23 protein-coding genes are annotated in these 21,563 nt (G+C 61.9%); 8 read left to right on the top strand and 15 right to left on the bottom strand.

What is annotated here, in order from left to right; all coding sequences use genetic code 11:
• The first annotated feature begins 40 nt into the window (after positions 1 to 40).
• From AC1ENN_RS00275 to AC1ENN_RS00265, 3 genes are read left to right on the top strand one after another with little or no spacing between them, the layout of a single operon-like run.
• Complete coding sequence (locus AC1ENN_RS00275; protein ID WP_449647917.1) at positions 41 to 1,066, top strand: 6-phosphofructokinase; 1,026 nt, start codon at positions 41 to 43, stop codon at positions 1,064 to 1,066.
• 44 nt (positions 1,067 to 1,110) lie between these two features.
• Positions 1,111 to 2,100 (top strand): MDR family oxidoreductase, encoded by a 990-nt coding sequence (locus AC1ENN_RS00270; RefSeq protein ID WP_480391528.1) that lies wholly within the window; start codon positions 1,111 to 1,113, stop codon positions 2,098 to 2,100.
• Positions 2,101 to 2,139: 39 nt separating this feature from the next.
• Positions 2,140 to 2,547 (top strand): DUF1304 domain-containing protein, encoded by a 408-nt coding sequence (locus tag AC1ENN_RS00265; RefSeq protein ID WP_480391527.1) that lies wholly within the window; start codon positions 2,140 to 2,142, stop codon positions 2,545 to 2,547.
• 40 nt (positions 2,548 to 2,587) lie between these two features.
• Here AC1ENN_RS00265 and AC1ENN_RS00260 read toward each other — a convergent pair whose 3' ends face one another.
• The 11 genes from AC1ENN_RS00260 to hemE form a co-directional block, all read right to left on the bottom strand.
• The gene (locus tag AC1ENN_RS00260) at positions 2,588 to 3,340 is read right to left on the bottom strand and encodes a uroporphyrinogen-III synthase (protein WP_480391526.1); all 753 of its coding nucleotides are present in this window, start codon (positions 3,338 to 3,340) and stop codon (positions 2,588 to 2,590) included.
• A 43-nt stretch (positions 3,341 to 3,383) separates the two neighbouring features.
• The gene (locus AC1ENN_RS00255; RefSeq protein WP_449647913.1) at positions 3,384 to 3,611 is read right to left on the bottom strand and encodes a DUF3618 domain-containing protein; all 228 of its coding nucleotides are present in this window, start codon (positions 3,609 to 3,611) and stop codon (positions 3,384 to 3,386) included.
• Complete coding sequence (locus AC1ENN_RS00250) at positions 3,611 to 4,039, bottom strand: phage holin family protein (protein WP_480391525.1); 429 nt, start codon at positions 4,037 to 4,039, stop codon at positions 3,611 to 3,613. The genes AC1ENN_RS00255 and AC1ENN_RS00250 overlap by 1 nt, the downstream gene beginning before the upstream one ends.
• A gap of 7 nt (positions 4,040 to 4,046) precedes the next feature.
• Positions 4,047 to 4,427: a YtxH domain-containing protein gene (locus tag AC1ENN_RS00245; protein WP_480406342.1), complete on the bottom strand. Its 381-nt coding sequence runs from the start codon at positions 4,425 to 4,427 to the stop codon at positions 4,047 to 4,049.
• Positions 4,428 to 4,621: 194 nt separating this feature from the next.
• A complete protein-coding gene (gene hemL / locus AC1ENN_RS00240; protein WP_480406960.1) occupies positions 4,622 to 6,025 on the bottom strand; it encodes a glutamate-1-semialdehyde 2,1-aminomutase in 1,404 nt (467 codons plus the stop codon).
• A 2-nt stretch (positions 6,026 to 6,027) separates the two neighbouring features.
• On the bottom strand, positions 6,028 to 6,984 hold the full coding sequence (gene hemB / locus AC1ENN_RS00235) for a porphobilinogen synthase (RefSeq protein WP_480406959.1): 957 nt from the start codon (positions 6,982 to 6,984) through the stop codon (positions 6,028 to 6,030).
• A gap of 35 nt (positions 6,985 to 7,019) precedes the next feature.
• Positions 7,020 to 7,934 (bottom strand): hydroxymethylbilane synthase, encoded by a 915-nt coding sequence (gene hemC / locus AC1ENN_RS00230; RefSeq protein WP_449647908.1) that lies wholly within the window; start codon positions 7,932 to 7,934, stop codon positions 7,020 to 7,022.
• A complete protein-coding gene (locus tag AC1ENN_RS00225; RefSeq protein ID WP_480406341.1) occupies positions 7,931 to 9,100 on the bottom strand; it encodes a ferrochelatase in 1,170 nt (389 codons plus the stop codon). The genes hemC and AC1ENN_RS00225 overlap by 4 nt, the downstream gene beginning before the upstream one ends.
• Entirely contained in the window at positions 9,097 to 9,777 is a 681-nt protein-coding gene (gene hemQ, locus AC1ENN_RS00220) for a hydrogen peroxide-dependent heme synthase (RefSeq protein WP_449647906.1), read from the bottom strand. The genes AC1ENN_RS00225 and hemQ overlap by 4 nt, the downstream gene beginning before the upstream one ends.
• Positions 9,778 to 9,834: 57 nt before the next feature.
• Positions 9,835 to 11,112, bottom strand: a complete 1,278-nt coding sequence (locus AC1ENN_RS00215) for a protoporphyrinogen/coproporphyrinogen oxidase (protein ID WP_480406340.1) — start codon at positions 11,110 to 11,112, stop codon at positions 9,835 to 9,837.
• Positions 11,113 to 11,116: 4 nt separating this feature from the next.
• Positions 11,117 to 12,169 (bottom strand): uroporphyrinogen decarboxylase, encoded by a 1,053-nt coding sequence (gene hemE, locus AC1ENN_RS00210; RefSeq protein ID WP_449647904.1) that lies wholly within the window; start codon positions 12,167 to 12,169, stop codon positions 11,117 to 11,119.
• Between the two features lie 23 nt (positions 12,170 to 12,192).
• Here hemE and AC1ENN_RS00205 point away from each other — a divergent pair, with 23 nt between their 5' ends.
• Positions 12,193 to 13,425 (top strand): glutamyl-tRNA reductase, encoded by a 1,233-nt coding sequence (locus AC1ENN_RS00205; RefSeq protein ID WP_449647903.1) that lies wholly within the window; start codon positions 12,193 to 12,195, stop codon positions 13,423 to 13,425.
• Between the two features lie 36 nt (positions 13,426 to 13,461).
• Complete coding sequence (locus AC1ENN_RS00200; RefSeq protein WP_480406339.1) at positions 13,462 to 14,106, top strand: GNAT family N-acetyltransferase; 645 nt, start codon at positions 13,462 to 13,464, stop codon at positions 14,104 to 14,106.
• On the opposite strand, the gene AC1ENN_RS00195 is transcribed toward AC1ENN_RS00200, so the two are convergent.
• Together AC1ENN_RS00195 and AC1ENN_RS00190 are read right to left on the bottom strand one after the other, a co-directional pair.
• On the bottom strand, positions 14,103 to 15,017 hold the full coding sequence (locus AC1ENN_RS00195) for a serine hydrolase (protein ID WP_449648213.1): 915 nt from the start codon (positions 15,015 to 15,017) through the stop codon (positions 14,103 to 14,105). The genes AC1ENN_RS00200 and AC1ENN_RS00195 overlap by 4 nt on opposite strands.
• On the bottom strand, positions 15,011 to 16,978 hold the full coding sequence (locus AC1ENN_RS00190) for a M13 family metallopeptidase (protein ID WP_480406338.1): 1,968 nt from the start codon (positions 16,976 to 16,978) through the stop codon (positions 15,011 to 15,013). The genes AC1ENN_RS00195 and AC1ENN_RS00190 overlap by 7 nt, the downstream gene beginning before the upstream one ends.
• A gap of 75 nt (positions 16,979 to 17,053) precedes the next feature.
• Here AC1ENN_RS00190 and AC1ENN_RS00185 point away from each other — a divergent pair, with 75 nt between their 5' ends.
• From AC1ENN_RS00185 to AC1ENN_RS00175, 3 genes are read left to right on the top strand one after another with little or no spacing between them, the layout of a single operon-like run.
• A complete protein-coding gene (locus tag AC1ENN_RS00185; RefSeq protein WP_480406337.1) occupies positions 17,054 to 18,472 on the top strand; it encodes an MFS transporter in 1,419 nt (472 codons plus the stop codon).
• Positions 18,473 to 18,481: 9 nt separating this feature from the next.
• On the top strand, positions 18,482 to 19,177 hold the full coding sequence (nucS, locus tag AC1ENN_RS00180; protein WP_480406336.1) for an endonuclease NucS: 696 nt from the start codon (positions 18,482 to 18,484) through the stop codon (positions 19,175 to 19,177).
• A 31-nt stretch (positions 19,178 to 19,208) separates the two neighbouring features.
• Positions 19,209 to 19,871 (top strand): HAD hydrolase-like protein, encoded by a 663-nt coding sequence (locus tag AC1ENN_RS00175; RefSeq protein WP_480406335.1) that lies wholly within the window; start codon positions 19,209 to 19,211, stop codon positions 19,869 to 19,871.
• Here AC1ENN_RS00175 and AC1ENN_RS00170 read toward each other — a convergent pair.
• Together AC1ENN_RS00170 and AC1ENN_RS00165 are read right to left on the bottom strand one after the other, a co-directional pair.
• Entirely contained in the window at positions 19,868 to 20,977 is a 1,110-nt protein-coding gene (locus AC1ENN_RS00170; RefSeq protein WP_480406334.1) for an NAD(P)/FAD-dependent oxidoreductase, read from the bottom strand. The genes AC1ENN_RS00175 and AC1ENN_RS00170 overlap by 4 nt on opposite strands.
• Positions 20,974 to 21,504, bottom strand: coding sequence for an isoprenylcysteine carboxyl methyltransferase family protein (locus tag AC1ENN_RS00165; RefSeq protein ID WP_480406333.1), 531 nt, complete (start codon positions 21,502 to 21,504; stop codon positions 20,974 to 20,976). Before AC1ENN_RS00165 ends, AC1ENN_RS00170 begins: the two co-directional genes overlap by 4 nt.
• Positions 21,505 to 21,563: the final 59 nt, after the last annotated feature.

Raw genomic sequence — 21,563 nt, 5'->3', positions numbered from 1 at the left:
CGTGGCTCGCATTGCGGTCAAGATGCGCCATGATAGTTCCATGAAGATTGGGATCCTGACCAGCGGTGGCGACTGCCCCGGACTGAACGCGGTCATTCGCGGTGTAGTGCTCAAAGGCACTCAGGTCTACAACAAGGAGTTCGTCGGCTTTCGCGATGGTTGGCGGGGAGTCGTCGAAGGCGACGCGATGCCCCTGGCCCGCAAAGACATCCAAGGCATCTCCAAACAGGGCGGAACCATTCTTGGCACCTCCCGCACCAACCCCTTCGAAGGCACCGACGGCGCAGAAACTGTGCGCGAAAACATGGAACGCCTCGGAGTTGACTCGCTCATCGCCATCGGCGGAGAAGGCACCCTCGCTGCCGCCAAGAGGTTGACGGATGCCGGCATCAAGATCGTCGGAGTCCCCAAGACGGTAGACAACGACCTCTCCGCCACCGACTACACGTTCGGCTTTGACACTGCCACGCAGATCGCCACCGACGCCATGGACCGCCTCCGCACCACCGGTGACTCACACGGTCGCTGCATGGTCGCCGAAGTCATGGGCCGCCACGTTGGCTGGATCGCCCTGCACTCGGGAATGGCTGCCGGCGCTCACGCCATCCTCATCCCCGAACAGAAAACCAGCATGGAACAGATCGTGGAGTGGGTTTCCTCCGCCCGCGACCGTGGGCGTGCACCGCTCGTCGTCGTTGCCGAAGGTTTCACCCTCGACACCATGGATGATGCACACTCCGAACGTGGCCTCGATGCGTTTGGGCGCCCCCGCCTTGGCGGAATCGGCGACATGCTTGCGCCAGAGATTGAAGCTCTCACCGGACTCGAAACCCGCTCGACGACTCTCGGTCACATCCAGCGTGGGGGAACACCAAGCGCCTACGACCGCGTGCTCGCCACTCGCTACGGCATGGCGGCAGTCGACGCCGTCATTCACGGCCGTTGGGGTCGCATGGTGTCACTGCGGGGAACCGAGATCACCAACGTTGCCTTCGAGGATGCCCTCGGTAAACTCAACACCGTTCCGCAGTCACGCTACGACGAAGCATCGATCCTCTTCGGCTAGAAAGCACCGAGGCACAATACAGCCGGCCGTTCTAGGCTGGCGTTATGTGGCGTGGAATTGAAGTAACCAAAAACGAGTCCGACCCCAAAGCTCCAGCACACGTTGAGCTTTCTGAGCAACTGGATGACAGCATCCTGATGCCCGGCGACGTCACGATCGATGTCGAGTTCTCAAGCTTGAACTACAAAGACGGCATCGCACTCACGGGCAGGCCAGGCATCGTTCGCGAGCCACACCTGATCGCCGGGATCGACCTCGTCGGCGTCGTTTCGGCATCAGATGATTCACGTTTTTATGCTGGTCAGCGGGTCCTTGTCAACGGCTGCGGCTTGAGTGAAACCCACCATGGTGGTTTCGCCGAACGCGCTCGTGTTCCCGGCGACTGGGTCATCCCCGTCCCTGAAGGAATCAGCAACAAACAAGCAGCGGCAATCGGCACTGCTGGGTTCACTGCAATGCTCTCCGTGCTCGCCATCGAACGCGGCGGCGTCACGGGAGACGTTCTCGTCACCGGGGCCGCTGGTGGTGTTGGTTCGATCGCGATCGCGCTGCTCAGCCGACTCGGATTCACCGTAACGGCATCCACCGGTCGGGAGAGCGAACACAAATACCTGCGCCGCCTAGGGGCGACAACGATCATCGATCGAGCCGAGCTCAGCGCCGAACCTCGAGCGCTCATGAAGCAGCGCTGGAACGGCGCCATTGATGCCGTCGGCGGCACCACCCTCGCCTCCGCAATCGCCGCCACCCAGTACGGCGGAACGGTGACCGCATGCGGCAATGCCCAATCGAGCGACCTGCACACGAGCGTGATGCCCTTCATCCTTCGCGGCGTGAGCCTCGTCGGCATCAACTCTGTTTTCACCCCGCGCGAGCTGCGACTCGAAGCGTGGAGTCGACTCGAACGTGATCTCGACCTCGGCATTCTTGAGGGAACAACATCCGTGATCGGACTGAGTGAAACCATCGCCGCTGGAGAAGACATCATCGCCGGGCGCACTCGTGGCCGCACCGTGGTTGACGTGCACGCTTAGAACCTGCACGCCCACCCGCCCTGTGCCAGACTTCCGGGTATGAACAGTGCCTTCGCCATCCTCGGCTCCACGTTTGTTTTTCTCGCCGCCCTCATCCACATCATGATCTTCTTCATGGAGAGCGTGCTGTGGCACAAAACGCGCGTGCAGAAAACCTTCGGTGTGCGCACCGTCGAGGAGGCCGCGATCATCAAGCCGTGGGCCTACAACCAAGGCTTCTACAACGCGTTTCTTGCTCTCGGAGCCGGAACTGGACTCGTCATGATCGGGTCACTCAACCTGTGGCCGGCGGGTATTGCTCTCGCAATGTTCGCGACGCTCAGCATGCTGCTCGCCGCAGTAGTGCTCATCACGTCTCAACCGAAGCTGGCACGCGCGGCAGCGATTCAGGGAGTTCCGCCTCTGCTGGGCATCATCTTCCTCGTTCTCGCCCTCACAGTGGCTTAGCGAAACACCAAGTGAAACACCAAGCGAGTCGCGTAGCAAACTAGCGGTTCAGATACTCCGCAAGAGCGTCAACGAGCGATTCACTCGATCGGGTTTCGGCGATCACGTGAACGGTGAGGCCCGCGGCACGAGCGTCAAAAGCTGTGCGGGGCCCGATGCACGCCACGATAGTGGTTTCGGGCAACGGGGCCAATTGCTCGGCCACCTGGCGGGCTACTGAGCCAGAACTGACCAGCACGGCAGAGATGCGACCGGATGCAACATCCTCGCGCACATGGTCGGCGACGGGAACACCGACCGTGCTGTAAGCGGAGACGCTGACAACTTCGATGCCGAGCGCACCCAGGCCGTCGGGCAGCGTGGTGTCGGCAAGATTGGATTGCGGAGTCAAAACGCGAAGACCCGGAGTGCGATCCGGCCACTCTTTGACGAGACCGCGACCCGAGTTATCGAGTTCCGGAACGAAATCTACGCGATGGCCCGCAAGGCTCAAGGCCCCGGCAGTGGTCTCCCCCACGGCAGCAATTTTGGTGCGCTCGGGGATCTTCACACCGCTGACACTCAGTACATCGACGGTCGTTGCGCTGGTGACCGCGATCCAATCAAACTGTCCATCGTTGAGTTCGTGGAACGCGTTTGCGAGCGCCGGCACGTTCTCAGAGGGTGCGAAATTGATGAGCGGAGCGATCACCGGAATTGCTGAGTGATCCCTCAGTAATGCTGCGACGCTGTCGCCCCAATTGCCTCCGCGTGGAACGAGCACGCGCAAACCATCGAGTGCTTTGCTTGCCATGCTCTCTATACTCCACCTGTTGGGGAGTCAGACGCTAATCGAGTCAGTCGTCGTCGCTCAAAATAGCCCACGCAACGACGGCAACAACCGACACTGCTGCGGCCGCTGCACCAACAATCCAGGGGATGGGGTTGCTCTCGTAGGAGCTGCGCACACGGGTTGCTACTTCGTCGACACGCTTGCCGACGTTGAACTTATCTTCAATGGCGTCGAGGGTGCGCTCAAGTTCAGCGCGGGCCTGCTCAATGTTGTCGCTTGCTTTGTCAGACATTATGACCTCCGCTTTCGGGTGCCTTTGATGGCACGAACATCGCTCTTAATACTTTCGATCGTTTCGGTGGGTGCCGGTGGGGTGCCCTTTTTGACGAGAGAAACACCAATCAGCACGAGAATTGCCACGATGACCAGCAGGATGCCGGCGACAACCAAGGCGGCCGCCCACGCAGGCATGACCTCAGCAAAGCCGAGGACGGCTGCCGCGATGAGCACCATGAGCGCGAAGAGTGCAAAGAATGCGGCTCCCGCGAACAGGCCAATGCCAATTCCGGCGTTCTTGAGCTTGCCAACTATTTCGTTCTTGAGCGACTCGATCTCTCCGCGAACGAGCTCGCCAAGGAGGCGAGGTACATCGGCGATGAGGGCCGCTAGCGAACGTTTCGGTTCGCGCTGCTGGTCTGTTTTCGGTGATTCACCGTACATGGCAGCCCTACTTCGAGTTTGTGGACTTCGTCGAAGATGCCGTTGACGAAGATTTCTTGGCGGCAGGCTTCTTTGCAGCAGGCTTCTTTGCAGCGCTGCTGGTGGTTGTCGACTTGGCTGACGAAGTCTTGCTGTTGCTCTTGCTGCTCGCGACCTGCTTGACGACCTTCTTGGCACCGTCCGCGAGGAACTCCGCAACATCCGGAGCCTTGTCTTTCACAAAGTCCTCAGCGTTGTGGCGCTGCTCCGCAATGCGGGGATCGTTCCACAGCTTGTTCGCCGTGGCCTTGATCTTTTCGTACTTTTCGCGGCCAGCGCGGGTGCCCAGCACGTAGCCGATGCCGAGTCCTACTACTAGGAGGATCTTGCCCTTCATGGTGAACTCCATTTCGTTGCCCGTTAGTTCTTCCAACATACTCGCGATAGCTGCAGGCCGTAATCAGGATTTGCTGCTAACGCAAGTAGCCATTCTGCGGCATATTCTCAGATTGGCATAGGGATGCACCCAGAACTCACACAGACTTTCCAGTTGAGCTGCGGCAAGTTTCGCGAGCAGTCGGCGTCTGTCGGTGCGGAGTCGGACTACTGCGGGGCGGATGCCGCGGCAGCAGCCTTCGCGGCGGCGGGTAGTGCATCGACGATCTTCGAGACCACGCCATCGTCGTGGGCTGCCGAAACGAACCACGCCTCAAACACACTCGGAGGCAGCGAAACCCCGGAGTCGAGCATCGAGTGGAAGAAGGGTGCGTAGCGGTAGCCCTGCTGAGCTTTCACAGCCGCGAAGTTGAGCGGAGCATCCGCAGTAAACGCGAACGAGAACAGGTTGCCCGCGTGCTGCACAACATGCTCAACGCCCTCGGCGGAGAGCGCGGCAGACGTTTCAGTCGAGAGGGTGTCGGCAACCTGGTTGAGCCGCGAATACACGGCGTCGTCTGCGAGCCGAAGCGTAGCGAGGCCAGCGGCGACGGCGACGGGGTTTCCGCTCAGGGTGCCTGCTTGGTAGACGGGGCCGAGAGGAGCCAGCAACTCCATGATGCGAGCCGACCCGCCCAGAGCGGCCAACGGCATCCCTCCACCGATGACTTTGCCAAAGGTGAAGAGGTCGGGAACCCACCGGGCATCAGGGGCGTCGGGGTTTGCTGCGGCGGCGGCGCGAGCATCCAAGCCCCAGTAGCCGGCGGGGTCAACGCGGAAGCCCGTGAGAACTTCGTCGCTGATGGCGAGAGCGCCGTGTTCGTGGGCGATGCGCACGATGGTTTCGTTGAAGCCGGGCTGCGGGGCAAGAACGCCCATATTCGCGGCGGCGGCCTCAAAGATGATGCCAGCGATGTCGTGACCGTGTTCGGCAAAGACCTGCTCGAGGGCGGCAACGTTGTTGTATTCGATGACGAGCGTTTGGGCCGCGGTCTCGGCGGTGACTCCGGCTGAGCCGGGCATCGAGAGCGTGGCGAGACCAGAACCGGCTTCAGCAAGGAGTCCGTCGGAGTGACCGTGGTAGTGGCCGGCGAACTTCACGAGCAAGCGGCGCCCGGTGGCACCACGAGCCAAACGGATGGCCGTCATGGTCGCTTCGGTGCCGGTGGAAACGAGGCGCAAGCGTTCGATCGGGCTCACTCCCCCGACGCTGATGCGGGCGCGCACGAGCTCGGCGAGCTCGGTCTCGGCGGGAGTGGATGCTCCAAAGCCGAGCCCGCGCGACGCAGCCTGCTGAACGGCGTCGATCACTTCGGGATGAGCGTGGCCGAGGATGGCAGGGCCCCAGGAGTTGACGAGGTCGATGTAGGAGTGGCCCTCAACATCCGTCACGTACGAGCCAGACGCCTTCACATAGAAGCGAGGTGTTCCGCCGACCGAGCCGAAAGCGCGCACGGGAGAGTTGACTCCGCCGGGCAGCACGCCGCGAGCGCGGTCGAACGACTCCTGGTTGGTGGTCGGAGCGCCAGGCGCGGGGGATGTGGTCGGATTGCCAGTCGTGGACGTGCTCATGCTCATCGGCGTAGCCATTCTGCAAGTTCTGTTGCGTAGTAGGTGAGCACCGCTTCGGCGCCGGCCCTCTGGATGCTGAGTACTGATTCTTCGATCGCGCGGCGGCGGTCGATCCAGCCGTGGGCTGCGGCCGCCTCGATCATCGAGTATTCGCCGGAGACTTGGTACGCCCACACGGGCACGCTGCTGACAGCGCTAGCGTCGGCGAGCACGTCAAGGAAGCTCATCGCTGGCTTCACCATGACGATGTCGGCACCCTCGTCGATGTCGAGTTCCACTTCGCGGATGCCTTCACGGCGGTTGGCTGGATTCTGTTGGTAGGCACGACGGTCACCCTCGAGCGAGGACTGCACGGCTTCACGGAATGGCCCGTAGAACGCTGAGGCGTACTTGGCGGCGTAACCGAGCAAGGGGGTGTCGGTGTGGCCGGCGTCGTCGAGCGCGTCGCGCACGGCAGCAACCTGACCATCCATCATTCCGCTGAGCCCCAGTAGTTGCGAACCGGCTTCGGCCTGAGCAACCCCCATCTCGCGGTAGCGCTCAAGTGAGGCATCATTATCGACGATGAGCTCGGTCACGCCCGTCGCGAGGTTGGTGCGCTTGCGCAGTACTCCGCAGTGACCGTGGTCGGTGAATTCGTCCAAGCAGAGATCGGTTTGCACCACGAGGGCGTCACCGGCTTCAGCGACAGCCGCGCGCGTGGCGACGTTGAGGATTCCGTGCGGGTCGATTGCTCCTGAACCCTCGGCATCCTTCTTCTCGGGAACGCCGAACAGCATGACGCCACCGATCCCCAGTTCGGCGGCTTCGGCAATGGCGCGACGCATCGAGTCGAGCGAGTGCTGCTGCACGCCGGGCATCGAGCTAATCGGCACCGGCTCGCTCAACCCTTCGCGCACAAACATCGGCAGAATGAGTTGGCTGGGGTGGGTGCGATTTTCGGCGACCAGTCGACGCATCGCCGGGCTTGACCGCAAACGGCGGGGGCGGATGATCACGCTCGTGCTCCCGTGAGATCCCCAGCGCCCTGTGCCAGCAGTTCGTCGGCGACTCGCTGTGCAACCTCGCGCGCTGGGTCTTCGACATCGTTGACGTACAGCGCGTGCGAGCTGGTGAGGTAGCGGGAGCCATCGAGGGCGTAGACCCGCGCATCCAGAAACAGGAGGCCATCGTCGATGACGGCGTGGGCTCCGAGGGGAGCCGAGCATCCGGCGTCGAGGAAAGCGAGAACGTAGCGTTCGGCGTTGGTCTTGGTGCGGCTCGGTTTGTGGTCGAGCACGGCGGCAAGTTTCTCTTCGCCGGTGCGGGTTTCGATGGCTAGGGCGCCCTGCCCGGGTGCGGTTGGCCAGCCTGCGATGCCTAGGTATTCGGTGATGGCGGCGGCGCGGCCAGCACGATCAAGTCCAGCGGCGGCAAGGATCACGGCATCGAGGTGCCCGTCGGTGACTTTGGCTAGGCGGGAATCGATGTTGCCTCGCAGGTCGACAACGTCAAGGTCAGGGAACCGCGAACGCAGCTGTGCTTGGCGGCGCGGCGAACCGGTTCCGACCCGAGCGCCAGCAGGAAGCGTCTCCAGGGTCAGCTCGTCGCGGGCACACAGCACGTCACGTTCGTCGGCGCGTTTCGGCACCGCGGCGATCGTGAGGCCGGGAACGTCAGTCGTCGGCAAGTCTTTCAACGAGTGGACAACGACGTCACACTCGCCAGCGAGGAGTGCGTCACGAAGAGCGTTCGCGAATACCCCTTGACCGCCAATCGTCGAGAGTGACTCCGTCGAGCGGTCACCCTGAGTCGAGATCGGGATGATTTCCGTCTCGACGCCGGTCTTGCTTTCGAGCGCGCGTGCCACCGTGGTGGTTTGAGCCATCGCGAGGGTGCTCCCCCGCGTTCCAATGCGAATAACGGTCACGGTGCTACCCCCGCGGCTGCCGGTTTGAAGCCGAGCCGCACATTCTCACAGCACCCGGGACGACAGACGTCATACCAAGGGCCGAGTGTGGTCAGTGCGGGGCGATCTGCCGCCGGCACTCCATCGCGACGTTCCAACACGAGGTCAACAAGACCCGTGACGAACGCCGGATGCACGCCAGGCGTCGGAACGCGGACGGCAAACATATTGTGGCCTCCCGCAGTTTCTAGCGCCTCCGTATCGAGATCCCACTTCACTTCCATGTGGTCGGAAATGAAGCCGACCGGCACAATAACGACCGCTTCACTACCACCGGCGGCGAGCGCATCAATCGCATCGTTGATGTCTGGCTCCAGCCACGGCATCGAGGGCGGGCCACTGCGCGACTGGTACACGAGACTGTGCGCTGGCTGCGGTGTGTCTGGCGAATCGGCCGCCTGCGCCGCCATGACAACTTCGGAGACAGCGAGGTGCTGCGCGGCATACGCGCCACCCTCGCCGAAGCCACGTGACTCTGGACCGCTCTTGGCGGCATCCGTCGACGGAATCGAGTGCGTGGCAAAGAGTACGTGCGTTTTGTAGGGCGCAATGCCCTGAGCGGCGACCTTCGCGAGACCATCACGAACACCATCAATGAATGGCTGCACAAAGCCGGGGTGGTCGAAGAACTGGCGAACCTTGTCAATTTGGATCGTGCCGAGCAGGCCGGTCTGTTCGAGGGCGATTGCGTAGTCTTCGCGGTACTGACGGCAGCTCGAATACGAGCTGTAGGCGCTCGTGCCGACGGCGATGAGCTTCTTATACCCGCGCTCATTGGCTTCAGTGAGGGCATCACTGAGATAGGGATTCCAGTTGCGGTTTCCCCACAGCACCGGCAGGTCAATTCCGCGGCGAGCGAGCTCAGCCTCAAGGGCCGCCTTCAGCTCACGGTTCTGGTCGTTGATAGGGCTCACTCCGCCAAACGCGCGGTAGTGGTGAGCAACCTCTTCGAGCCGTTCCTCGGGAATACCTCGTCCGCGCGTCACATTCCGCAGGAACGGGATGACATCGTCTTGACCCTCAGGCCCGCCAAAGCTCGCGAGGAGAATAGCGTCGTAGGCAACCGCTTCTTCGACGTGTTCAGGGCCGGATGCTGCGGCATCCGTTGCAGCAAGGATGCGGGTCATGCCAACACCTCCGCAATTTGCTCAAGCGCGATGCGGCGGCCCGTGTAGAACGGCACCTCTTCACGCACGTGCATGCGGGCATCCGTTTGACGCAAGTGACGCATGAGGTCGACCAGGTCAACGAGTTCTGGAGCTTCGAGCGCGAGCATCCACTCGTAGTCGCCGAGTGCAAAGCTCGCGACGGTGTTGGCGAGAACCTGAGGCATCTCGGAACCCTTGATGCCGTGGTCGCGCAACATCTTGCTGCGTTCGGCTTCGGGCAACAGGTACCACTCGTAACTGCGCACGAACGGGTACACGGTGAGCCACGCCTCTGGCTCCTTGCCCCGCATAAACGCCGGCATGTGACTCTTCGAGAACTCAGCGTCGCGGTGCACGCCCATCGCGTTCCACGTGGGAAGCAGGGTCGAGAGCTGCTCGCTGCGGCGCAACTCACGCAGAGCCCACTGAATGTTCTCCGGGTTGTTACCGTGCAGCCAAATCATGATGTCGGCGTCAGCCCGCATGCCAGACACATCATAGAAACCGCGAACGGTGACACCGCGCGCTTCAACAGCGGCAACGGCAGCAGCAAGGCCCCCGGTAGGAGCAGCACGGTGTGGGTCGCGACGGAACACCGCCCACAGGGTGTAGCCCAAAACTTCGGTGGCATTGTCGACGTCAGTCATGTCTTCCATTCTCTCCCGTGCCTTCTGGGCAAACTGGGAAAATACCTGTGTATTAGGCGAACCTAACTAGCTTATCTCTTCGGTTGCATCGTCAATCGCGGCATCCGCATCCGCGGCCAGTAGTCGGTCAACCGTGGCGTTGGCGTGCGACACAATGCCAGCCAACCCGGTTCCGCCGACGGTCTCGCCGACGACGACCACGCCATCCGTTCGCTCAGCTGCCGCGAGCGCGGTCGGCCGAAGCCACTGTTGGCGAGCGAAATCAAGTACCGACTCTGGCGGCAACGAGACGCCCAGAAGAACTTCGGCATCCCGGCGCGCAGTTTCGGCCAGATCGTTTGGTTCCTCGTTGTACGAAAGCCGCACAATGTGACGAGCCTCGGCGTATTCCTTCAGCCACTCCCACTTTGAGGTTGAGTGCGTGAGGGCGCGGGCCGAAACGCTGGTGCAGCCGGGGGCGACGAGCACTCCAGAGCCTCGCGGTTCGGCATCCAACTCTGGCGCGTCGAGCACGAGAGTGGCGAGAGTCACGGTGCGACCACGAACGGGAGCGAGGATGCCCGGAGCAGCAACAATGACGATGCCATCGAGGCCGGCGAGTTCATCAATATTCTCGATCCGACGCTCGAACTCGACGATCACGCCATAGGTGGTGAGGTCGGCGGCAAGTTCGGTGACGAGACGATTGATGCCACCACGGATGCCCTGAACCGCTGTTCCGGCTGGCATTGCGTCACGCATCGAACGCACCGCTGCCGCGAGCGAACCGTGCAGGGCGAGGCGTTCCTTGAGGGTTGCAACTCGCTCGAGCGGAAGGTCGTCGGGGTGTAGAGAGTAGACACCGTGCACGACGGGGGCGACCAGTTTTTCGACGACGGCGTTGCCCATACGGCGACGCACAAGCGCCCCAAGAGATATGGCTGTGCGTTTGCCAAACCACGGAATCAGCGAATCAAGTTGAGCTCGCAGCGCGCCACCGAGCCCGAGCACAGCAATGGTTTGTGCGTCGAGCGGAGTCGCCGGGATTCCCAAGATGCCTGTGCTCGGCAATGGCAGGGCGTTGCCAGCCACCGGCTGCAGCCACGCGCCCTCGTCGCTGGGTGAAACTATCTCGTCGCCGAGCCCGAGTTCGCGGGCGAGATCGGCAACAGTGTTGCCGCGGGTCGCGAAGCTCTCGGCGCCAGCATCCAGGTTGATGCCACCAACGCGGTGGGATGCCACGGTGCCGCCCAGATGATCGCTTGCCTCAATGAGGCGCACGGTTCGGCCAGCCATCGCGAGCCGTCGCGCCGTGACAAGCCCAGCGATGCCGCCGCCGACGACGGTAAATTCTGTCGTGCTCACGGCACTAGCCTTCCTGGTGAACGAGCTCCACAATTCTGGTGAGCACATCCGGGTCGGTGTCGGGGCCGACGCCGTGGCCGAGGTTCACGACGTGGGCTGGAGCAACGCGGCCACGGTTCATGACGTCGCGCACGTGCGCTTCGAGCACATGCCATGGTGCACCGAGCAGTGCTGGGTCGATGTTGCCCTGAAGAGGAACGCCACCACCGAGGCGACGATCAGCCTCGTCGAGTGGGATGCGCCAGTCGACACCCATGACGTCGGCACCAATGCCGTGCATGGCCTGCAGCACTTCGCCGCTGCCGACACCGAAGTGAACCTTGGGAACCTCGTAGCCGCGCAAGTGCGAGAAAACACGCTTGGAGTGGGGAGCGACCCGGCGCACATACTGCTGCTCTGAGAGCGAACCAACCCAGGAGTCGAAGAGCTGAACGGCAGATGCCCCGGCTTCAACCTGGGCGATCAAGAACTCGCCAGCGACATCCGCACACCAGTTGAGCAGATTTGCCCACGTTTGCGGGTCGGAATACATGAGAGTGCGGGCACGCTGCTGGTCTTTGCTCGGGCCACCCTCAACCATGTACGAGGCGAGAGTGAATGGTGCTCCAGCGAAACCAATGAGCGGAGTGTTTCCCAGCTGGGCAACGGTTTGTGCGACAGCTTCGCGGATCGGCGCAAACGCTGCCGGGTCGATGGGGTTCAGCTTGGCGACATCCGCCGCCGTGCGAATCGGGTTAGCGAAAACGGGGCCACGGCCGGGAACGATCTCGACCTCAACACCGGCAAGCTTGGCCGGGATAACAATGTCGCTGAAGAAAATGGCGGCGTCGACATTGTGGCGACGCACCGGCTGCATGGTGATCTCGCTGGCGAGATCAGGTGTCAGGCACGCCTCGAGCATTTCATTGCCTTCGCGCAGTTTGCGGTACTCCGGCAGTGAACGACCGGCCTGGCGCATAAACCACACGGGGGTCGTTTCGGGGCGATCACCCCGATAGGCCCGGATGATAGGCGAGTTAGCTGTACGGCCGTCGAGAAGTGGGTGGTCAGAATTCATGGTCACAGGGTTAACATTAGGTTGTGCTCCTGTGTCTTAGCTCGAATCATCGCAACGCGAGCTTAGACGTACTCGAAAGTCTGTCTGAGGTTGCCCCGGCGGCCACCACCGACCTCGTTTCGCACAACGATTTCGTTGCCGGAGCCGTCGTCGTTGCCACCTGCAACCGCTTCGAGGCGTACCTCGATGTCGAAGAACCTCTCACCGCTGGTTCGGCAATCACGGTCTGCTCCCTGCTCGACTCGCTGAGCGAACGCACCGGCCTGAGCGTCGATACCTTGCGAGCATCCATCGCCGTTCATGAGGGTGCGGATGCCGCAGCTCACCTCTTTGCTGTGACCTCAGGTCTTGAGTCTGTCGTGATCGGTGAAGCCGAGATTTCGGGGCAGGTTAGCCGCGCTCTCGATCAGGCTCGAGCGGACGGCACAACAACTCGCGACCTCGAGCGCCTCTTTCAGCGCGCCACCCACACGAGCCGCGGCATTAAGAACAACACTGCCATTGGTGGTTCGGGGAAGTCTCTCGTGCGTCTCGCCCTTGAGTTGGCCTCGAGCCGCGTGGCCGACTGGTCGACTACGCGGGTGCTCGTGGTTGGCACTGGCCGTTACGCCGTCACGACCGTGAATGCTCTGCGAGACAAGGGTGCCCTCGACCTCCGCGTTTTCTCGCCGTCTGGCCGCGATGCCGCGTTCGCCCTCAAGCACGGTCTCACTCAGAGCGAAGACTTCGACGTTGATGTCATTGTCACGTGCACCGTGAGCGCTGTGCTCGGCACCAATCGGTTCTCGGCGGCCAGCAAGTGTCTCGTGCTTGACCTCGGGCTCCCCCGCAACGTTGACCCCGCCGTTGGCCAGCTCGACGGTGTTGATCTGCTCGATCTCGAAACCATTAGCCTCCATGCACCGCTCGAAGAACTTAATGCTCACGCGGATGCCCGTGATCTGGTTCGCACGGCCGCCCACGAATTCGCTGCCGAAAGCCAGGCGGAGCCAGCGATCGTTGCTCTCCGTAAGCATCACTTCGCTCTCCTTGAGGCCGAAATTGCTCGCGCTAAAGCGCGTGGCGCCGGCGAAGAGACCATTTCGGCACTGCGTCACCTCGGTGGCGTGCTGCTGCATGGCCCTTCCGTTCGCGCCCGTGAGTTTGCGGCCGACGGACGCATCGCCGAATTCGACGCGGCGCTCACTGCTCTCTACAACGTGCCAGTCGAGCGCTCTCCTAGTGCGGCTGACATCGCCCGACCGAATACCGCCTAAGCAGCTAGCTCCTCCCACACAAGCAGAGGGTCGCCAATGAAACCGTTTGAGTTCAGCACCCCGATTCGCACTGAGCGACTCGTCCTTCGCTCGCTCACGCTCAGCGATAACGATGTGGATGACATCCACGCCCAGCAATCGAACGCCGAGCTGACGACATACATGCTTTACGAGCCTCGCGACCGTGCGGCCGTCATCGAGAAGATCACCGAGTGGACCGCGAGTGAGAATCTTGCCGAGAGCGGCGACTACCTGCAGTTAGCGATCGAGCTGGCGGATGCCGTACCTCCTACTGCGACTGCGACAACTTCCGAGCCTGGCGCCGCTGCGAGCGCGTCCGACACTCGACGGTCGGTCATCATCGGCACCCTCTATTTCAAAATCGAGAGCGCTGAGGATTCGAATGCCGAGATTGGGTGGGCACTGCACCCGAACTTTCAGGGGAACGGTTATGCCCGTGAAGCGGCATCCGTTCTGCTTGATCTCGCGTTCGATGAACTCAGGCTTCATCGGGTGTTTGCCAACCTCGACCCCCGCAATGATGATTCGGTGCGGTTGTGCCTCACGCTCGGGATGCGGCACGAAGCTCATCATGTTGAGGACATGTGGTTCAAGGGAGCGTGGGCCGATACCGGAATCTACGCAATTCTCGATCGCGAGTGGGCTGGCCGCCAGCGTTAGTGCACGTACTCCAGCAGGTCGTAACCAAAGATGCGCATGGCTTCAATTGCACGCAGGCGGGCTTGCAGGCTGCTGTCGTTGAATTGGATGGATGCCGCATAGGCGACGGCCCGCTTGTTGCCTCTGAGGGCGCCGGCTTCCGCTCGCACTCCTCGATCGATGCCGGTTTTGTTGACCAGCAGGGTGCTGTGGTCGGCTCCGCGGTGAGCGAGGGGGTCGAGCCCGAAGGCGCTGGCGACGAGTGACAGGTCGGTGTTGAGTGAGAGCCAGCCGAGCACGCGTTGGCTGGCGATGGAGTTGATGATTTCGCCGCGGGCGAGTGCACCAAAGAGCCAGCTGAGTTCGAGGGTGGAGCCGACGGAAACTTGGGGTGCGTCGTCGGGTCCGCGATTGTCCCGTACGAGGTCGAGGAGGGCCGTTTTAGTGAGGCCGAGGGATTCTGTGCGGGCACGCACGGCATCCAGGCCAATGAGGCGCAACAGGATGTTGGTGGCGAGGTTGTCGCTGGTTGCGCCAACAAGAGCGGCAAGGTCAGCGACGGGAAGCGAGGGTGCTTGGAGGTGTTGCCAGAGGCCGGCGGCTCCTACCGACGATCCGGGAACTTTGTCGAGGATGCCGTATGGCGCGAATTCGCGCTGGTCGAATCGTGCCGAGACTTCGATAAGCAGCAGGATTTTGCCGATACTCGCGGTGGGCAGTTCAACTCTGTCGTCAATGCTGAGAACGGTCTTGCCGGTGTTAATGTCGACGGCGCTGGCCGACACTCGCACACCAGAATCTCCGAGCTTGAGTTTTCCGAGCGCGGCAAAGGTACTCGTGAAGTTGGGTTCTTCACGAGTTCCGGCATGCTTCGGCACGCGGGGTGCGCGAATGCGTTGACGGCGTTCTCGGGTTTGCTCAATCTCTACCAAATAGTGACGCGATCTTTCGGGGATAGCCACAGCGAATCGGATTCAGTAACACCAAATGTCTCATAGAACGCATCGATGTTGCGAACAATTTGATTGCAGCGGAATTCGTTGGGCGAGTGGGGATCAATCGCGAGCAGGCGAATCACTTCCTCATCGCGGCCCTTTTGCTGCCACGCTTGCGCCCACGACATGAAGAACCGTTGCGCACCAGTGAGGCCGTCAATGACGGGAGCTTCGGCTCCGTCGAGAGAGATCTGGTAGGCCTTCCACGCAATCGCGAGCCCTCCAAGGTCACCAATGTTTTCGCCGATAGTGAGCGAACCGTTGACGTGATGTTCGGGAACTTGCGCGGGGGCAAGCGCGTTGTACTGGTCAATGAGCGACTTGGTGCGCTCTTCGAAGGCGGCCTTATCTTCTGGGGTCCACCAGTCGATGAGGCGACCGTCGCCGTCGTACTTCGCACCCTGGTCGTCGAAGCCGTGACCAATTTCGTGCCCGATGACGGCACCGATCGCAGCATAGTTAGCGGCGTCATCCCGGCCCTCGTCAAAGAAGGGATACTGCAGGATAGCGGCGGGGAACACGATCTCGTTGAAGCCGGGGTTGTAATAGGCGTTGATGGTTTGCGGCGTCATGAACCATTCGTCGCGGTCGAGCGGCTTGCCGATCTTGCCGAGTTCACGCTGGAACTCGAACTCATTAGCTGCACGCATGTTTCCCGCAAGGTCGTCGACACTGATTTCGAGAGTCGAGTAATCGCGCCACTTCTCGGGGAAACCGATCTTGGGGGTGAACTTGTCGAGCTTGTTGAGGGCACGCTCACGGGTGGCGACGCTCATCCATTCAAGTTCGGTGATCGACTGACGGTAGGCCTCAACGAGGTTGGCGACGAGCACATCCATTGCCGACTTTGCGGTGGGAGGAAAGTGACGCTCAACATAAATCTTGCCGACAGCCTCGCCGAGCACGCCCTCGACGAGGGAAACTCCCCGCTTCCAGCGCGCACGAAGCTGGGGCGTACCCGAAAGGGTGCGGCCATAGAAGTCGAAGTTCGCTTCCACAAAGTCGCCAGACAGGTAAGCGGAATTGGTGCGGATGACTTGCCAAGCCAACCAGTCACGCCAGGCCTGCAGGTGGTCGTCGTTCAGTACCGAATCGAGTCCTTCGACGAAGCTGGGCTGACGCACAACAACCTCGTCGAGGGCGTGTTCGGGAACATCGATGGCGTCGAGCCAGACGTTGAGGTCAACGGCACCGGTGAGGTCGTTGGCTGCTTGCCACGTCATCGGGTTGTAGGTTTTCTCGCTGTCGCGGTTGGCGACGTTATCCCAGTGCTTCGACGCGATCTCGGTTTCGAGGGCGACGATACCGGCAGCACGCTCGGCAGGAGCGTCGAGGCCGGCGAGCGTGAGCATCCGCTCAATGAAGGTCTCGTACTTGGTGAGAATTTCGGCAAACTTCTCTTCGCGATAGTACGACTCGTCTGGCAGGCCAAGACCGCCCTGTTCGATGAAGACGAGGTAGCGCTCGGGGTTGCCGGGATCGTTGTCGACGAAGAGCTGGAAGAATCCGCTCGTGCCGCCACGTTCGAGGCGACCTAGCGTGCTGAGGAGAGTGGGGATGGAGTCAACGGCTGCCGCTTCAGCAAGCTGCGGGGCAATGGGGGTTGCTCCCAATTCGTCGGCGCGGGCCTCATCGAGAAAACTCGCATAGAGGTCGCCAACCTTGCGCGCTTCAGTGCCGGGTTCAGCCGACTGCGACTCGATGATGATGTCGCGAACGGCCTCTTCTGCTTCTTCAGCAAGCACCATAAAGGAGCCATAGCGCGCCTTGTCTGAGGGAATTTCGGTGCGGTCAATCCACGCACCGTTCACGTGCCGATAGAGGTCGTCTTGAGGACGCACCTTGTCATCGAGATCGTTGACGGCAATTCCGGAAGGTAACGACGATTCGGCACTCATGCACCCCAGCCTAAGGCTTTCTTCTCATGGATTCGCTGCGAATCTGAGACCAGTGGAGAGCCTTACTATTAAGTGATGACCGCCCCTGACGAAGCCGCGGCAACACCCCAGCACCCCCACGGCCTGACGCACCGCCAAGTGCTCTCGTGGCGCAACGCGATCGCCACTCTGTTCACGCTTGCCGGGTTCACGTTTGCTAGCTGGGTTGGGCGCATTCCCACCGTTCGCGACCTTTTCAATGCCAGCCATTCGGAGATTGGTGTTCTGCTTTTCGGGCTCGCCATCGGATCCATTGTGGGGTTGCTGGTTGCCGGGCGACTTGTCGAACGCTTTGGGGCTGTCGCCGTAGTGCGGGTGTGCATACTCGTCTTCGTCACTGCCCTCGCGGCCACCGCCATAATGATCGGCGTTCTCGGAAGCTTCTTGGGTGCAGTAATCACTCTCGCCATCATGGGCACCTCCTTCAGCGCCTACGACGTCGCCATCAACCTCTCTGGTGCCGCAAACGAACGACTGCTTGGCCGCTCAATCATGCCGACCCTGCACGGCTTCTACAGTCTGGGCACGATGGCGGGCGCCGGGATCGGGGCCGGGGCTGAAGCCCTCCACATCCCGCTCGCGCTGCACCTCTCTGTTGTCGCCATAATTGCTATCACTGCCGCGCTCACCGCCCTGCGCTTCATCCTGCCCGAATCGCTGGCGGATGCCCCACCCAATACTCACGAGATCAAGATCGCGTCAGGCGAGCTGGCCGCCCCCAAATTGCGCAGCGTGTGGCTCGAACCCCGCACCGTCATCATCGGCATCATTGTGTTGGGCATGGCTTTTGCTGAGGGAACAGCAATCGACTGGCTCGCCCTCGCCATGGTCGACGGCTACGAACTCGACAATGCGTTTGGTACCCTCATCTTCGGTGTCTTTGTGACCGCAATGACAGCAACACGCTTCTTGGGGGTTCGTGCCCTCGACCGCTTCGGGCGCGTGCCCGTGCTGCGAGCATCCGCCGGGTTCGCTGCTCTCGGCCTGTTGCTCGTCATTTTCTCGCCCGTTGTCTGGCTGGCCGTCATCGGAACCGTGTTCTGGGGTGCTGGCGCGGCCCTCGGCTTCCCCGTCGGAATTTCCGCCGCCGCCGACGACCCCAAACGCGCAACCGCCCGCGTCACCGCCGTTGCCACGATCGCCTATTCGGCCGCGCTCATAGGGCCACCAATGATCGGCTTCATCAGCGACCAGGTCGGCATCCTCAACGCCCTGCTCGTGATCGTCGTACTCAGCGCACTTTCGGGCATCCTCTCCCCCGCCGCCCGCGAATTAGCAGGCCGCCACGCTCGTTCTGTCGTCGACTTTGCGTCGCCGGGTACGACATCCGCAGCAGTCAGTCTTGCCACGACAGAGTTGCAGATCGTTTCGGCCACTGACATCGCTGAAGCACAAAACGATGAACGCCGTGGCGACCGCGATAACGACGCACCGCCGCCTGCCGCACACCGTTAGGCTCGACAGGTGCGACTTGTCATAGCCAAATGCTCCGTTGATTACGCGGGACGTCTCAGTGCCCATCTTCCCCTCGCCACCCGGCTGTTGTTGTTGAAGTCGGATGGCTCGGTGCTCGTGCACTCCGATGCGCTCTCCTACAAGCCTCTCAACTGGATGAGCCCACCCTGCGTGCTCTCCACAATCGAACCCGAAACTGAGCAGTCGGATGCCGGAGTCACCGAAATCTGGAAAGTCGCCCACACTAAGTCGGCCGACATGCTCATCGTTTCGATTCACGAAATCCTGCACGATTCACGCCACGAACTAGGCGTCGACCCCGGACTGCAAAAGGATGGCGTTGAGGCCCACCTGCAGAAGTTGCTTGCCGAGCACATTGACATCTTGGGTGACGGTTACCGCCTCGTGCGCCGCGAATACATGACCGCCATAGGGCCCGTCGACATTCTCGCGACCGACGAAAAGGGCGCAAGCGTCGCGGTGGAGATCAAGCGTCGCGGTGACATTGATGGTGTTGAGCAGTTGACGCGCTACCTCGAGCTGATGAACCGCGACCCGCTGCTAGCTCCGGTTGTCGGCGTGTTTGCAGCCCAGGAAATCAAGCCGCAGGCGCGCACTCTGGCTAAGGACCGCGGCATCCGCTGTGTGCTGTTGGATTATGACGAGATGCGCGGGCTCGACGACCCCAACACGCGATTGTTCTAGTATTCAGGCTTGCCGCTTAGGCTTGATACAAATGGCTAATAACTGGACCTGCATCCTCGTCGACCTCGATGGCACGATCGCCGACTCGGCGCCCGGAATCACAACATCCCTCGCGTTCATGTTTGAGGAGATGGGCTACCCCGTTCCTTCGCAAGAAGAGCTTCGGGCGTATGTTGGCCCGCCGATTCTCGATTCGTTCCGCGACCGCGCCGACTTCACCCCCACCGAATCGGCTCAGGCGCTGGCCGTGTACCGCCGCCATTACATGGAGGGCAACAACGCCCACGGCAGTGACATCTTTCCCGGCATGGCCAAGGTTCTGAGAAAGCTGCACAAGAGCGGGATCCCACTGTCCCTGGCCACCTCGAAGCCCGAGTTTCCCGCATCCGTCATTTTGGACCACGCAAACCTCACGCAGTACTTCCGGGTGATGTCGGGCGCATCGATCGATGAGATTCGAAGCGCGAAGAAGGATGTCATCGCCGAAGCCCTCACGCGCCTGAAAATGATCGGTGCCGACGTGAGCAACCCGGTCATGATCGGTGATCGCGACTACGACATCGAGGGTGCCCACGAGCATGGCATCCCCACCATCTATGTCGAGTGGGGTTACGGCAACGCCGACGAATCCGAAGGGTCGCTCGCTGTCGTCTCGAAGGCAGAAGAGCTGCTTCCGCTGTTGCTGCCTAGCTAGCGAGCGAGGCGCTCCACAACACGACCGTAAAGCCGCGGCAATCGCGCGGCGACCGGCACGATGGCTCGGCGCAATGGTGACTTGGCGGCGGCAACAAGCCCGGTCGTGAGCATCCGGAAGTCCCGGGTGATTCGGCGCCACTCGAGTTCGTACCGTTCGGGTTCACCGGCAACGATGCACTCAATAGCTGCGCGCGCCTCGGCCAAGCCCAACCGGATGCCCTCCCCCGTGATCGCATCGACATAGCCAGCGGCGTCACCAACAAGCAACACTCGGCCCGCACGCTGCCCTGTCGTGTTCTGTAATAGCGGGCCAGCGCCCCGCACTGTCGACGCGGGAGTCGCATCGCGCAGTCGTTCGGCGAGCGCCGGCACACTCGCCAACGCGTCCTCGAACGACGTTCCACGCGGGCCCAGCACGGCAACACCCACTTCGGTATCGCTCACCGGCGTGACATACAGCTCGGCGGTCGGCGCCCAATGCACCTCCACGAGATCAGTCCACGGAGCAACCTCAAAGTGCTGCCGGATGCCGAACCGCCGAGAATCACGTCGCCTCACGCGGCGATGGCGCGCGGCCAGGCCAACCAGCTCGCGCACCGTGGAGTGCAGGCCATCGCAGCCGAGAATCCACCGCCCCTCGATGGTGAGGCCGTCAGCGAGGTACGCGGATACCGCGTTCACTTTGGCACCAGCCTGCTGACCGTCGCCAGACTGCTCGATAGCCTCAACCTTGCCGTGCACAAACTCGACACCGAGCTCGACCGCGCGTTCAGCGAGTGCCCGGTGCAGTTCGGTACGCCGAACGCCGAGCGCAGCATCCGAGGTGAAGCGGTGTTCGGCAGTGCGCGTGCCATCTTGGTAGCTGATGCCCGCGATCAGGCGGCCGTGCGGGCGAACCCCGAGGGCGGCGAGTTCGATGACCGCGCCGGGCATGACTCCTTCACCGCAGGCTTTGTCGATTGTGCCAGTGCGGGGTTCGATGACGAGGGTGGTGAGGCCGTGCATCCGCGCGTTGATGGCTGCGGCAAGACCAACAGGCCCGCCACCAACGACGATCACGTCGACGATCACGTCGACGATGCCACTCTTGCTGAGCCCGGTCATGGCGTCAGTTCGCGCAGCGCCCGATTTTCGGTCGGGATGCGGAACGCCAGCAGCAGCACCGCATTCAGCACGGTGAAGACAATCGCGGTAACCCAGGCGGTGTGCACGAGCGGTAGGGCAATGCCCTCGATCGCCACGACCAGGTAGTTCGGATGCGGCAGCCACGTCAGGCGGTACGGGCCACGGTTCTGCACCCGGCCAGCTCCGGGCACGACGATCACGCGGGTGTTCCACTGAGCGCCAAGCGAATTGATGATCCAGTAGCGCGCCGCTTGGCAGAGCAGGGTGATGACGAGCATCGGGATTCCGAGCCACAACAGAAACGGGCGATCGGCCACGATCACCTCAACAACGCACGCGATCAGCAGCCCGGTGTGCAGGGCGACCATCCACGGAAAGTGCTTCTGGCCGTACTCGCGACCACCACGCTCGAATGCCGCGGCGGCATTGCGCTTCGAGATGCGCAGCTCATAGAGGCGTTCCATGCCCGTGCCGAGAACTAGGGCGATGTAGGCGATGACGGTCATGCGCGCGGCTCCTTCATATCGACCGCTCTAACCTTGCGCCAGCCCCAGCCCCAGCGCTC

The sequence above is a fragment of the Rhodoglobus sp. G.S.23 genome, assembly GCF_056675935.1.
This window is presented reverse-complemented; position numbering and strand designations above follow the sequence as displayed.

Coding starts and splice junctions, on each gene's coding strand:
- AC1ENN_RS00275 (WP_449647917.1), top strand. CDS start 41: ATGAAGATTGGGATCCTGACCAGCGGTGGCGACTGCCCCGGACTGAAC.
- AC1ENN_RS00270 (WP_480391528.1), top strand. CDS start 1,111: ATGTGGCGTGGAATTGAAGTAACCAAAAACGAGTCCGACCCCAAAGCT.
- AC1ENN_RS00265 (WP_480391527.1), top strand. CDS start 2,140: ATGAACAGTGCCTTCGCCATCCTCGGCTCCACGTTTGTTTTTCTCGCC.
- AC1ENN_RS00260 (WP_480391526.1), bottom strand. CDS start 3,340: ATGGCAAGCAAAGCACTCGATGGTTTGCGCGTGCTCGTTCCACGCGGA.
- AC1ENN_RS00255 (WP_449647913.1), bottom strand. CDS start 3,611: ATGTCTGACAAAGCAAGCGACAACATTGAGCAGGCCCGCGCTGAACTT.
- AC1ENN_RS00250 (WP_480391525.1), bottom strand. CDS start 4,039: ATGTACGGTGAATCACCGAAAACAGACCAGCAGCGCGAACCGAAACGT.
- AC1ENN_RS00245 (WP_480406342.1), bottom strand. CDS start 4,427: ATGGAGTTCACCATGAAGGGCAAGATCCTCCTAGTAGTAGGACTCGGC.
- hemL (WP_480406960.1), bottom strand. CDS start 6,025: ATGAGCACGTCCACGACTGGCAATCCGACCACATCCCCCGCGCCTGGC.
- hemB (WP_480406959.1), bottom strand. CDS start 6,984: ATGCGTCGACTGGTCGCCGAAAATCGCACCCACCCCAGCCAACTCATT.
- AC1ENN_RS00225 (WP_480406341.1), bottom strand. CDS start 9,100: ATGACCCGCATCCTTGCTGCAACGGATGCCGCAGCATCCGGCCCTGAA.
- hemQ (WP_449647906.1), bottom strand. CDS start 9,777: ATGGAAGACATGACTGACGTCGACAATGCCACCGAAGTTTTGGGCTAC.
- hemE (WP_449647904.1), bottom strand. CDS start 12,169: ATGAATTCTGACCACCCACTTCTCGACGGCCGTACAGCTAACTCGCCT.
- AC1ENN_RS00200 (WP_480406339.1), top strand. CDS start 13,462: ATGAAACCGTTTGAGTTCAGCACCCCGATTCGCACTGAGCGACTCGTC.
- AC1ENN_RS00190 (WP_480406338.1), bottom strand. CDS start 16,978: ATGAGTGCCGAATCGTCGTTACCTTCCGGAATTGCCGTCAACGATCTC.
- AC1ENN_RS00185 (WP_480406337.1), top strand. CDS start 17,054: ATGACCGCCCCTGACGAAGCCGCGGCAACACCCCAGCACCCCCACGGC.
- AC1ENN_RS00175 (WP_480406335.1), top strand. CDS start 19,209: ATGGCTAATAACTGGACCTGCATCCTCGTCGACCTCGATGGCACGATC.
- AC1ENN_RS00170 (WP_480406334.1), bottom strand. CDS start 20,977: ATGACCGGGCTCAGCAAGAGTGGCATCGTCGACGTGATCGTCGACGTG.
- AC1ENN_RS00165 (WP_480406333.1), bottom strand. CDS start 21,504: ATGACCGTCATCGCCTACATCGCCCTAGTTCTCGGCACGGGCATGGAA.